The organism is Nocardiopsis sp. SBT366 (assembly GCF_001083815.1).
Lineage (GTDB): Bacteria > Actinomycetota > Actinomycetes > Streptosporangiales > Streptosporangiaceae > Nocardiopsis > Nocardiopsis prasina.
Window position 1 is genome coordinate 24,603 of the sequence record NZ_LAVM01000071.1, and the last position, 11,844, is coordinate 36,446.

9 protein-coding genes are annotated in these 11,844 nt (G+C 70.3%); 2 read left to right on the forward strand and 7 right to left on the reverse strand.

All coding sequences use genetic code 11. The features are described 5' to 3' along the window. Positions 1 to 473 precede the first annotated feature (473 nt). The 5 genes from ADX84_RS19575 to ADX84_RS19595 all read right to left on the reverse strand — a co-directional run bounded on the left by ADX84_RS19575 (position 474) and on the right by ADX84_RS19595 (position 6,026). The gene (locus ADX84_RS19575) at positions 474 to 1,124 is read right to left on the reverse strand and encodes a PH domain-containing protein (RefSeq protein WP_369801122.1); all 651 of its coding nucleotides are present in this window, start codon (positions 1,122 to 1,124) and stop codon (positions 474 to 476) included. Next, positions 1,109 to 2,206 carry an adenosine deaminase gene (locus tag ADX84_RS19580; RefSeq protein WP_049577296.1) on the reverse strand — a complete coding sequence of 366 codons (1,098 nt, stop codon included), beginning with the start codon at positions 2,204 to 2,206 and terminating at the stop codon, positions 1,109 to 1,111. The genes ADX84_RS19575 and ADX84_RS19580 overlap by 16 nt, the downstream gene beginning before the upstream one ends. A 137-nt stretch (positions 2,207 to 2,343) precedes the next feature. Then, entirely contained in the window at positions 2,344 to 3,579 is a 1,236-nt protein-coding gene (locus tag ADX84_RS19585; RefSeq protein ID WP_049577299.1) for an amidohydrolase, read from the reverse strand. A 24-nt stretch (positions 3,580 to 3,603) separates the two neighbouring features. Then, on the reverse strand, positions 3,604 to 4,761 hold the full coding sequence (locus ADX84_RS19590; RefSeq protein ID WP_017542223.1) for a glutamate--cysteine ligase: 1,158 nt from the start codon (positions 4,759 to 4,761) through the stop codon (positions 3,604 to 3,606). A gap of 110 nt (positions 4,762 to 4,871) precedes the next feature. After that, positions 4,872 to 6,026 (reverse strand): YihY/virulence factor BrkB family protein, encoded by a 1,155-nt coding sequence (locus tag ADX84_RS19595; RefSeq protein WP_049577302.1) that lies wholly within the window; start codon positions 6,024 to 6,026, stop codon positions 4,872 to 4,874. A gap of 569 nt (positions 6,027 to 6,595) precedes the next feature. Between ADX84_RS19595 and ADX84_RS19600 the strand changes: the two genes are divergently transcribed. Next, positions 6,596 to 7,714 carry a galactokinase family protein gene (locus ADX84_RS19600; protein ID WP_049577307.1) on the forward strand — a complete coding sequence of 373 codons (1,119 nt, stop codon included), beginning with the start codon at positions 6,596 to 6,598 and terminating at the stop codon, positions 7,712 to 7,714. A gap of 140 nt (positions 7,715 to 7,854) precedes the next feature. Then, entirely contained in the window at positions 7,855 to 9,108 is a 1,254-nt protein-coding gene (locus ADX84_RS19605) for an LCP family protein (RefSeq protein ID WP_049577311.1), read from the forward strand. Between the two features lie 488 nt (positions 9,109 to 9,596). Here the strand turns inward: ADX84_RS19605 and ADX84_RS19610 are convergent, their stop codons facing one another. Together ADX84_RS19610 and ADX84_RS19615 are read right to left on the reverse strand one after the other, a co-directional pair. Continuing rightward, a complete protein-coding gene (locus ADX84_RS19610) occupies positions 9,597 to 10,814 on the reverse strand; it encodes an NADP-dependent isocitrate dehydrogenase (protein ID WP_049577314.1) in 1,218 nt (405 codons plus the stop codon). 181 nt (positions 10,815 to 10,995) lie between these two features. Further along, positions 10,996 to 11,355: a DUF3017 domain-containing protein gene (locus tag ADX84_RS19615; protein ID WP_049577317.1), complete on the reverse strand. Its 360-nt coding sequence runs from the start codon at positions 11,353 to 11,355 to the stop codon at positions 10,996 to 10,998. Between the last annotated feature and the right edge of the window lie 489 nt (positions 11,356 to 11,844).

An 11,844-nucleotide genomic window follows, 5' to 3' on the forward strand; every position in this document is an offset into this window, starting at 1 on the left:
TCGCGACCCTGGGGCCGCGTTCGGAAGTGGCTGGGGCACCTTCGACCGGACCCGGCCGGTACCGGCGTGGCGAGCGTACATCCCGAGGCCGTGGGATGGACGGTACCGACCGTGGGACCGGTCGAAGGTGGTGCTTTCCCCGGTGCCGCTCCACGCCCGGGATCCCCGCAGACCCCGTTGGACTGGCGCTGGCAGCACCTTCTCTTCCCGATATTCAGTTGAACCGCGCGCGTTGCCATGGGGGAAGGTCCGGGTGGATGGCCATCCGCGCGAAGCCCGCCCACCCGGAACGTTCTCCCTTAGGCATGCCTAACCTAACCAGAACTCCGGGGGGTGCGTCAACCCCGCGTCTGGCAGTGCCCGCCCGGGGCCCGAGCCACGCCCCGACCCGTACGTCCACCGCCCTGGCGAACGACGGACCCGGCCCCTCGCACCATGCGAGGGACCGGGTCGGATCCGGGGGGAACAGCTGGTCAGGCGATCAGCAGCACGGCCGCCAGGAGCACCAGCGGTACGGCGAGGACGACGATGACCTCGACCGGGACCATCGTCTGCGGGCGGTCCTCGGCGCCCAGAGCGGCCGGGCCCGCCTCGTCGATCTCCTTGATGGGGCCGCGCAGCGGACGCGCCCGGTGCCTCTCCGCGTCACGGCGCAGCTCGCGGGCGACCAGGTCCACCGGACGCATCGTGGTCGGGTCCCTGTCGTCGTCGTGGTCCAGGTAGCCGGACTCACGGCGCATGTTCTCCCGCACCTTGGCCCGCTTGGTCTCACGCAGGGGCCAGGACCGGTAGACCCGCTCCGGGGTGTGCACCCGCAGGACGTCCACCACGTCCACCCACACCACGGCCGCCCACGGCACGAAGGTCTCGCGCAGCGGGTTGATCATCCGGATGCCGCGCTCGGTGGAGACCACGCGGGGACGCAGCCACGCCGCGTAGACGACGGCCACGCTGAGCACCAGGACGGCCCCGGCGATCCAGGCCGTGCGGTCCTGACCGCGCACCACCAGGTCCAACAGCAGCAGGACCGCGACCACCACCCACACGATCGCCATCACCCGGGATGAGGTCGAGTAGTGCGTGGTGACCCCCTCGGAGGATCCGGCCATCAGTGCGTCGCCCACTTCAGCTGGGCGAAGCCCGGCTTGATGGTGCCGTTGATCAGCGCCAGCCGCTCGTCGAACGGCAGGAAGGCCGACTTCATGGCGTTGACGGTGAACCACTGGAGGTCGTCCCAGTCGTACCCGAAGGCCTCGCTCAGCTTGGCGAACTCCTCCGACAGGGTGACCCCGCTCTGGAGGCGGTTGTCGGTGTTGACCGTGACCCTGAAGCGCAGGTCGCGCAGGAGGCCGATCGGGTGCCCGGCGATGGACTCGGCGGCACCGGTCTGGATGTTGGAGCTGGGGCACATCTCCAGCGGCACGCGCTTGTCGCGCACGTACTGGGCCAGACGCCCGAGCACCGGCACACCGTTCTCGTTGGTGGTGATGTCGTCGATGATGCGCACGCCGTGCCCGAGGCGGTCGCAGCCGCACCACTGGAGCGCCTCCCAGATGGAGGGCAGACCGAACGCCTCACCGGCGTGGATGGTGAAGTGGAAGTTCTCCCGGCGCAGGTACTCGAAGGCGTCCAGGTGACGGGTGGGCGGGTTGCCCGCCTCCGCGCCGGCGATGTCGAAACCGCTGACACCGGCGTCGCGGTACCGGACCGCCAGTTCGGCGATCTCCGACGAGCGCGCCGCGTGGCGCATGGCGGTCACCAACTGGCCCGTGCGGATGCTCCGCCCCGCGTCGGCGGCGCGCTTCTCCCCCAGTTCGAGCCCCTCCTGGACGGCCTCCACGACCTCCTCCAGGGTGAGCCCGCCCTCCAGGTGCTGCTCGGGGGCGTAACGCTGCTCCGCGTAGACCACGCCGTCGGCGGCCAGGTCCTCCGCCGCCTCGGCGGCCACCCGCACGAGGGCCTCGCGGCTCTGCATAACCGCGGTGGTGTGGGCGAAGGTCTCCAGGTAGCGCTCCAGCGACCCGGAGTCCGACGCGTCGCGGAACCAACGCCCGAGCTCGGCCGGGTCGTAGGTCGGCAGGTCACGGTAGCCCGCCTCCTGCGCGAGCTCCACCACCGTGGACGGGCGCAGCCCGCCGTCGAGGTGGTCGTGCAGGAGCACCTTGGGCGCCCGGCGGATCTGTTCGACTGTGAGTGGCTGGTTCATCCGTTCAGGATGCCACCAGGCGGCGCGGGCACCCGACACGGCGACACGAAGTTACCGACGATCCGGCAGAAGCCGCCCGGTGGCACCGGTGGGGCGGGGCGGGAACCGTCCGTGGCGGACGGCGGACCGAAGGACGGTCAGGCGAGGGCCTGGGTGTCCGCGCGCACGCCCTCGGGCGCGTCCTCCCACAGCGAGGTGAGCGCCGTGGTCACCATGAGGCGGGTGCCTGCCCCGATCGCCCGCTCGTCGGCGTCGAAGGTGCCCCGGTGCAGGTCCAGCATGTCGCCGCTCCAGTCCGGGGAGTGCGTGCCCAGTCGGGCCAGCGCGCCGGGAGCGTGCTCCAGGTACCAGGCGAAGTCCTCCCCGCCCAGACTCTGCGGGGTCGGCGTGACCGCGTCGGCGCCCAGGGCCAGGGTGGTGGCCTCGCGCATGATCTCCACGCTGCGGGCCTCGTTGATGGTGGGCGGGACACCCCTGCGGTAGGTGACCTCGGCGTCGGCGCCGTAGGCCGAGGCGACCGACTCCACCAGTCCCTTGAGGATGTCGGGGGCGGCGTGCCAGGCCTCGTCCTCGAGGCAGCGAACGGTGCCCTCGGCGACGGCGTCGTCGGGGATCACGTTGGGCGCCGAACCCGCGCTGATCCGGCCCCAGACCAGGCTGAACCCGGCCCGGGGGTCGATCCGGCGGGACAGCGCGGCGGGCAGCTCCGTGACGATCTTGCCGAGCGCGTAGACGAGGTCGGAGGTCAGGTGCGGCCGGGCGGTGTGCCCGCCCGGGCCGGACAGGCGCACCATGATCTGGTCGCAGGCGGCCGTGATGCCGCCGGTGCGCAGGCCCACCTTGCCGACCATCTGGCGGGGGTCGCAGTGCAGGGCGAAGACCCGGTCCACGCCCTCCATGCCACCGGCCCTGACGACCTCGACCGCCCCGCCGGGGAGCTCCTCGGCGGGTTGGAAGAGGAGCCGGACGCGGCCGGGCAGCGCGCCCGCCCGGTCCTGCTGGGCGAGGAAGATCCCCGTGGCCAACAGGACCGTGGTGTGCACGTCGTGTCCGCAGGCGTGGGCGACGCCGGGGACCGTGGAGCGGTAGGGGACGTCCTTCTCGTCGGTGAGGGGCAGCGCGTCGATGTCGGCGCGCAGGGCGACCATGGGGCCGGGGCCGTCGCCGATGTCGCAGATCAGACCGGTGCCCTGGGGCAGGGTCCGGGGGGCGAGTCCCGCCTGCCGCAGACGCCCGGCCAGGCGGCCCGTGGTGCGGTGTTCGGCGAAGGCCAGCTCCGGGTGCATGTGCAGGTCCTGGCGGAATCCCGTGAGCTCCCGCTCATGGCGCGCCAGAAAAGCCGTCAACTGCTCCGGCAGGTCACGTCCCTGCATGCGAGGGTCCCCATTTCGTTACTTCTATCGCGCGCCGACAAATGCCGCGCGGGCGGTGTCCCCCTCGAACTCGGCGGAGAGCAGGTCCACGACGTCTTCGAGCGAACCGCCTTCGGCGACCACCGCCCGCTGACGCTCGTAGGAGGCGCCCTTGTCCAGGATCTCGGAGATCAGGTCCAGGTCCTCCGCGCAGCCCAGGCGGGCGGCGACCGGCGCCAGTTCGCGGACCAGCTCGTAGAGGTCGTCACGGATCGGAACCGTGGTTCCGTGTCCGTCCGTGATGACACGAGCGTCGAGTCCGTAGCGGGTGGCCCGCCACTTGTTGTCCTTCACCACCCAGGACGGCGGGCTGGGCAAGCTGTACCCGCGGTCGAGCTGGTGATCGAACAGCTCCACCAGACACTGGGAGAGAGCGGCGGCCATTCCCACCTCGCGCAAGGTGGGAATCCCGTCGAACATCCGGATCTCGATGGTGCCGAAATCCGGGTGCGGACGGATGTCCCACCAGACTTCCTTGATAGAGGCGATGGTACCCGCATTGAGAAGGGTTTCGAGGTAATCCTCGAAAGCGGGCCACCCGGGCAGGTTCGGCGGAGGCCCCGAGGTGGGGAGCGCACCGAAGACAATCGAGCGCGCGGAGGCCAACCCCGTGTCATGACCACCCCAAAACGGGCTAGAAGCACTCAAAGCCAGAAAATGTGGGAGATACTTCGCAAGTGCGTTCACAATGGGAATGGCCTTCTCCTGGCCGCGCACCCCCACGTGGACGTGGACGCCGCAGGTCAGGATCCTGCGCGCCAGCCACTGCATCTGGTCGACCAGTTCCCCGTACCGCTTGCCGGGACTCAGCTGCTGGTCCCGCCAGTGGTCGATCGGGTGGGTTCCGGAACACGTCAGCGTGGCACCACGGGGTTCCAGCACCTCCCGCATGCGAGCCACGTTGCGGCCGAGGTCGCGCTTGGCCTCCTCGACCGTCTCGCAGATTCCCGTGACGACCTCCACCTGTGACTGCATCAGTTCGTGCCGCAACGGGGGGACCGCGGCCTCGCTACTGAGGTCCGGGAGTTCGGCGAGGAGCTGCCCCGCCTCCTGCCGCAGGTGGCGACTGTTCCGGTCGACGAGTTGGAGTTCCCACTCGACCCCGAGTGTCGCGCGCTCGGACGATTTGAATGCGATTCCCATCTGACCTCCTGGTGTGGGACAGCCCTTGTGACCGACGCACCGCTGGTCCCGGAGAACCGGTCATCCGGGACAGAGGAGGACTACCCGTCTCACACCGCGCGCATACGGAATCAACCCACAGTAAAAAACGACTTCTTTCCGATCGTTTTCCGTTTCCGTGGGGAAGCGCCCCGTATCCTCAGCGCCACCGCCGCGACACCCGCCGTGAACGCCGCCACGACCAGCGACAACCCCAGGGCGAGCAGCCGCTGGGCGAGTCGGCGCTCGGCCAGGGCCTCCGGGCTCGGCCGCAGGACCGGGCGCGGACGCGTCCAGTCCATGCCGTTCTCCTCCGGCAGCGGGAAGGACCCGGTGTAGGGCGGCTGCATCGGCAGCCAGGTGGCCGTCCACGCCGCGCTGAACATGATCACGCGCATCACCAGGTTGATCCACACCAGCAGACCGACCAGGACGGCGAAGGACGCGTACACGGGGTTGCCGAGCGTCCCGGCCAACAGCTGCGTCGCGACGTTCTTGAGGATCTCGAACGCCACCGCGCCCAACAGGGCTCCGCGCCACATCTCGGCGGTGGGCCGTCCCGTCCCCGACAACAGGGCGAAGGCCAGTACGAACAGGCACATGTTCACGGCGATCGCGATGACCAGCGCCAAGGCCCGCAGGGACAGGTTGGCCACCAGCGACTCGTCCAGCCCCACCAGGGACAGCATCCACACCGTGGCGGTCTGCATGAAACTGGTGAAGGCGACCGTGAAGAGCAGCGCCGTGCCCAACGCGATCATCACCAGCAGGTCGACCAGCTTGCGCACCAGGAAGTTGGGGCCCTGCCGGAGGCTGTTCAACCAGATGGTGTGCAGGGCCTCCCGCAGCGCCGACACCGAGTTCAGCCCCGCGTACAGCAGGCCCAGCAGACCGATCACACTCGCGCCCACCCGGGCCTCGGCGATCTGCTCCATGGGCAACTGGTCGGACAGTCCGGGCAGCACCTCGTCCAGCGCCCGCTCGAGGTAGGAGGTGAGCTCCACCTGCTGGGAGGCGAGGAAACCCACCACGGCGAAGGCCAAAGCCAGCAACGGGAAGAAGGACAGGAAGGCGAAGTAGGTGACCGCCCCGGCCAACTGGGTGCCGTTGCGGTCCGAGTAGCGCCCGTAGGCACGCACCAGGTGGTCGACCGACGGGTACCGGCGTCTCAGCGTCCAGTAGCCGTCCATCGCCGCGTTCTGGTAACGCTGGGCCGTGTCCTTGGCACGGTCCGCCGCTGGTGACATGGGTTCCCTTCTGTGTCTTCTTGCACCTCCGCTGGCGCTTCGGTGCGTGTTCGGCGCCTTTGCAGAGGAACCTTCGGCGCCCTCACCTTTTTTGGGCCTCCGCTTCGCTTTGGCCCGGGTCCGGCGCCTTTGCAGAGGAACCTTCGGCGCCTACGGTGCGATGGCTCGTTCCTCGCAATCCCACCTCCACCACCTCCAGAACCCTCTCCGGCGCCCTCACTTTTTTGGGCCTCCGCTTCGCTTTGGCCCGGGTCCGGCGCCTTTGCAGAGGAACCTTCGGCGCCTACGGTGTGATGGCTCGTTCCTCGCAATCCCACCTCCACCACCTCCAGAACCCTCTCCGGCGCCGAACCAAGCACCCCCCTTGCGGCTGGGGCGTACGGGCGGGGCTCACGCCCGTGGTTGGGGTGGTCGGTCAGGCCTCCACCGTGGCTGAGGTGAGCGCCGGGACTCTTCGGGTCCGTAACCCTAGCCCTGCGGACCTCTCGGGAGGAAAGCCCCACGCCAGTCCGGTGCCCAGGTGGGGGCAGACTTGGGACCGGAGTTCACCTAGGGAGCGGGGGCGGGACGTGGGGGTCACCGGGGCGCGGGTTCGCGCGGTGTTGGGAGCGCGGACTCCGGGACCGGTCGGGGAGTGGCCCGGGGCGCCGGGCGGCGACGGCCTGCGAGCGGAGTACGCGCGGCGCTTCGGGACGGAGCCCGAGGGCCTGTGGCACGCGCCGGGGCGGCTCGCCCTGATGGGTGAGCACACGGCGGCCAGCGGCGGTGCCGCCCTCTTCGTGGCCTTGCCCTGGGGGGTGACGGTCGCGGTCGGTACCGACCCGGAGGGCTCCACACACGTCGCGGCCCCCAGCGGCCCGCTGAGCGCCCGACACCCCTCCGCCCGGGCGGTGGGGCGCTCCGTGGCCGACGCGCGCGAGAGCGGGCATCTGGGCGCTGACAGGGGCATACGAGTGCTGATCGGCTCAGACCTGCCCGAACACGCCTCCTTGGGACACTCGGCGGCGGTCGGCACGGCTGTGTCCCTGGCACTGGCCGACCTCACGGGGGCCGATCGGCCCACCGGCGCCACCGTGGACGAGGGCGTGGTCCTGGCCGCGCGCGCGGGGCACGCGGTGCGCGTGAACCTGGCCAGTGCCCGGACCACGCTGCTCCCGTTCGACCTGGCCGGGGCCGGGATGCGCCTGGTGGTGCTGGAGACCGGGCAGCTGCCGAGGCGGGACCCCCGCCCGGTGCGCGCCGCCGAACTGGCCCGTGCCCAGGACGTCCTCGGCCCGCTGCGGGCCGTCCAGGACCTGCCCGGGACTCTGCGGCGGCTTCAGAACCCCGTGCTCCGCCACCGGGTGGAGTACGCCGTCACCGAGGTGCACCGGCTCAACGCCGCGGTCGGTCTGTTGCGCGCGGGCCGCGCGGCGGAGACGGGGCCGATCCTGTCCGCCTCGCACCTGTCCCTGCGCCGGTTCGACCTGCCCCTGCCCGCCGTGGAACTGGCGGTCGAGACGGCCGCGCGGGCCGGTGCCCGGGGCGCCCGGTTGTCCGGGTGGGCGGGGACCGCGTTCGCGCTGGTCGCGGAGGAGCGGGTGGCCGGGCTGGAGTCGGAGGTCCGCAAGGCGTTCCTGGCGAGGGGTTGGCCCCCGCCTCGCGTCCGGGCGGCGCTGCCCTCGGAGGGTGCCCGTCGCGGGGCCTGACGGCCCCGGCCCCGTGGCGTTCCTGGCCGGGGCCCCGGGCAGCGGAGGAGATCGGATCGAACCCGACTACTCTGTCAGCGATCACAAGGGACGTACGACACACCCGAGCGGCACATGGCGCGGAGCAGATAGGCGAATCGATGGCTGACCGACGGCACGGGGAAGGGGCCGGCTCGACCGGTGGACACGACGACGCGGGCGTGTTCCGGCGCGGCGGCGACCCTGACAAGCCGGACGAGTTCGAGAGGCTGTACCGCCCCCGCGAGTCCGAACAGCGCGTGGTGGGCGACACCCGGCGGCTCCCCCCTGCCGACCGGGTTCCTCCGCACCGCCCCAGGAAGCGCCGGACGCACAGCGCCGGGCGCGAGTACGACGGGCGCGGGCACCAGCGCCGTGCGCGGGAGCGCCGCAAGAAGACCGCCCGGAACACGGTGATCCTGGTCCTGGTCCTGCTGCTGGTGGTCCCCGGGGCCTTCTACCTCTGGGCGGACTCCCGCTTGCAGCGGGTGGACGCCCTCCAGGACTACGAGGGCCGCCCGGACCGACAGCCCGGGACCACGTACCTGATCGTCGGCTCCGACAGCCGCGACGGTCTGGACGACGACCAGATCCGGGACCTGGCCACGGGGCGCGCGGAGGGCCGCCGCACGGACACGATCATGGTGCTCTACATGCCGCGCGACGGCGATCCGACGATCGTCAGCGTGCCGCGCGACTCCTACGTCCCCATGGCCGTCCCCGGCTACGCGGACAACAAGATCAACACCGCCTTCGCGGACTCCGTGTGCGGCACCGGCGAGGACGGCGAGGAGGTCTGCGGCGGCCCGGCCCCGCTGGTGCAGAGCTTCGAACAGGCCTCCGGCGTGCGGATCGACCACTACGTGGAGATCGGCATGGGCGGCTTCGTGGACCTGGTCGACGCGGTCGGCGGCGTGGAGCTGTGCCCCGAGGAGCCGATGGCGGACCCGAAGGCGGGCCTGGACATCGAGGCGGGCTGCCAGGAGATGGACGGCGGCACCGCGCTGGGCTACGTGCGCACCCGCGCCACACCGCGCGCCGACCTGGACCGCATCCAGCGGCAGCGCGAGTTCTTCTCCGCGCTGATCCAGGAGGCCAGCGCCCCCTCCACGCTCTTCAACCCGTTCAAGTCGGTGCCGCTGGTACTGGCGGGCACCGACACGTTCATGGTCGACGAGGGTGACAAGCTGCGTCACCTGGCGAGCATGCTGCTGGCGATGCGCGGCGGCACCCAGACCACGGCGGTTCCGGTGGGCGACACCCCCACGCTGGACGGTGTGGGCTCGGTGGTGCTCTGGGACGAGGTGCGGTCCGAGCAGATGTTCGAGGCCATGCGCACCGGCGAGGCGATCCCGGAGGAGGCCATGGAGGACTGAGGTCCCCTGGAACGAGCGAAGGGCCCGTCACCGGAGTGACGGGCCCTTCTTCGTGACGTTCCGTACTGTGCGCGCCTACCCCCCAGCGGGCGCACGGCCGGCACGTCGGCTCGTGGTGGCCTGAGGGGCGAAAACCCCCTCTGGCCTGCCGGTTCTCACCGGCGTGTCTCCACAATAGGTCAAAGTTCGCGAAAGGGGCGAATCGCGCTCACGTGTCCTACGTCGCACCCGACGCCGGAGGACCCCCTCCTACCCCGTCATCCTCCCACCACCGACGTCCGCATGTGGGCCGAACACGGGAAACACACCCGGGAACTTCTGCGTTCCGCGCGCCCCGAACCCCCGCGAACAACGCGTTTCGTGCTTCTCGACCCGCTGCGGCGACCCCCGGAGACGACGAAGCCCGGGCGCCCCCTCACGGGGACGCCCGGGCGTGGTCAAGGTCTCACCGCGCCGGTCGGCTCAGGACCGTCGCGCCGAGTCAGGACCTAGGCGAGGCGCTTGCTCAGGTTCTCGTCCAGAGCGGCGAGGAACTGCTCGGTGGTCAGCCACTCCTGCTCGGAGCCGACCAGCAGGGCCAGGTCCTTCGTCATCTGGCCGCCCTCGACGGTCTTGATGACGACGTCCTCGAGGGTGTTCGCGAACTCGACCACCTTCGGGGTGTTGTCCAGCTTGCCCCGGTGCTCCAGACCGCGGGTCCACGCGAAGATGGACGCGATCGGGTTGGTCGAGGTGGGCTTGCCCTGCTGGTGCTGGCGGAAGTGACGGGTCACGGTGCCGTGGGCGGCCTCGGCCTCGACGGTACGGCCGTCGGCGGTGCGCAGGACCGAGGTCATGAGGCCGAGCGAGCCGTAGCCCTGGGCGACGGTGTCGGACTGGACGTCACCGTCGTAGTTCTTGCAGGCCCAGACGTAGCCGCCGTCCCACTTGAGCGCGGCGGCGACCATGTCGTCGATGAGGCGGTGCTCGTAGGTCAGGCCCGCGGAGGCGAACTTGTCCTTGAACTCGGCCTCGAAGATCTCCTCGAACACGTCCTTGAACATGCCGTCGTAGGCCTTGAGGATGGTGTTCTTGGTGGACATGTAGACCGGGAAGTTCCGGTCCAGGCCGTAGTTCAGGCTGGCCCGCGCGAAGTCCTCGATGGACTTGCGGTAGTTGTACATGCCCATCGCGACGCCGCCACCCTCGGGGAAGTTCGCGACGTCGAACTCGACCGGCTGGCTGCCGTCGGCCGGGGTGTAGGTCATGGTGACCGAGCCGGGGCCGGGGACCTTGAAGTCGGTGGCCTTGTACTGGTCGCCGTGGGCGTGACGGCCGATGATGACCGGCTTGGTCCAGCCCGGCACCAGACGCGGCACGTTCTCACAGATGATGGGCTCGCGGAAGACGACGCCACCGAGGATGTTGCGGATGGTGCCGTTGGGCGACCGCCACATCTTCTTGAGGCCGAACTCCTCGACGCGGTCCTCGTCGGGGGTGATGGTGGCGCACTTGACGCCGACGCCGTGCTCCTTGATGGCGTTGGCGGCGTCGATGGTGATCTGGTCGTCGGTCCGGTCACGCTCCTCGATGCCGAGGTCGTAGTACTTCAGGTCGACGTCGAGGTACGGCAGGATCAGGCGGTCCTTGATGAAGGACCAGATGATCCGGGTCATCTCGTCGCCGTCGAGCTCGACTACGGGGTTTTCGACCTTGATCTTGGCCATGGCTGTGTGGCTGTCCCTTCAGTCCTCGCTACCGCCTCGTGCGGCGGAGAGCCGGGACCGGTTCGTGGCCGGTCCCGTGTCCCGCGCGCGCGGCAATCCCTGATCCCGCCCGGTGTCCGTGCTGCCCGGGAGGCGGCGCTTGTCAGTGTCGCGGTATCTCGACATCAAGCTTATTCGACGCCTAGGAGGAGAGTTGCGGCGCCACCCAGGCCAACACGATCAGAAGGACCGCGAGCGCCACCAGAGTGAGCAGATCGACCCATCTCCGGCGTACCGCGAGCAGTCCGATCCAGTCCTTGGGCAGCAGCAGCCGGAAGGTCGCCGCGAGCAGCAGCGCCGTCGCGATGATCGCCGGACCGCGCTTGAAGTAGGCAGCCGCCACCACGACGATCCCGGCCGCCAGCGCGGACAGGACCAGGGCGTAGGGCACCTGGGAGAGCCAGTACGGCACCTTGGGGCGGCCGCCGCCCGTCCCGCCCGACCCGCCGTCGGGGGTCCCCCCGTCCGGCCGGACCACCTCAGTCTGCTCAGCGTCGTCCACCGCGTCCCGACCCGTTCGCCTCGGAGTTGCTTGGCCGCCGTGCGGCCCGTACCCACGGCCCCTCCCCGGTCGGCTGGCACAGACCGGCCACACGTCGAGGAGGAGCTGTCCGAAACCGAACAGCGCTCCAGTGTGGCTCATGTTCCTGGCGGCTCCGGACGCCCCGCACGAACAGGGGCGCCGTCGTCCTGGAGGGACCGCGTTCATACTAGTGAACCCCACGGCCGAAGCCCCAGGGCCCACGGAAACGGACTGGCTTCCTGCGGGGGCCTCTAATGACCGTTTCCTGCTTCCGGTTCGGTCACAGAGGCGTATTTCCACGCCTTATCCGTCTAACTCCGAAGTAAGCGCGTAGAACCCGTACCAGCCGGGTAACCAAGGTGGAGATGAGTGCACCGGTGAGCGAGGACCACCCCCATGAAGCCCACTCGACGTGTAGACCGATCGGCCACCCCCCGACAGCCGCCCCTCCACCACCGTAGGCCGCAC

What these genes read in the sequence shown, in the direction of transcription:
- ADX84_RS19590 (WP_017542223.1), bottom strand. Translation starts at nt 4,761, where the DNA reads ATGGGAATCGCATTCAAATCGTCCGAGCGCGCGACACTCGGGGTCGAG.
- ADX84_RS19610 (WP_049577314.1), bottom strand. Translation starts at nt 10,814, where the DNA reads ATGGCCAAGATCAAGGTCGAAAACCCCGTAGTCGAGCTCGACGGCGAC.
- ADX84_RS19605 (WP_049577311.1), top strand. Translation starts at nt 7,855, where the DNA reads ATGGCTGACCGACGGCACGGGGAAGGGGCCGGCTCGACCGGTGGACAC.
- ADX84_RS19580 (WP_049577296.1), bottom strand. Translation starts at nt 2,206, where the DNA reads ATGAACCAGCCACTCACAGTCGAACAGATCCGCCGGGCGCCCAAGGTG.
- ADX84_RS19585 (WP_049577299.1), bottom strand. Translation starts at nt 3,579, where the DNA reads ATGCAGGGACGTGACCTGCCGGAGCAGTTGACGGCTTTTCTGGCGCGC.
- ADX84_RS19595 (WP_049577302.1), bottom strand. Translation starts at nt 6,026, where the DNA reads ATGTCACCAGCGGCGGACCGTGCCAAGGACACGGCCCAGCGTTACCAG.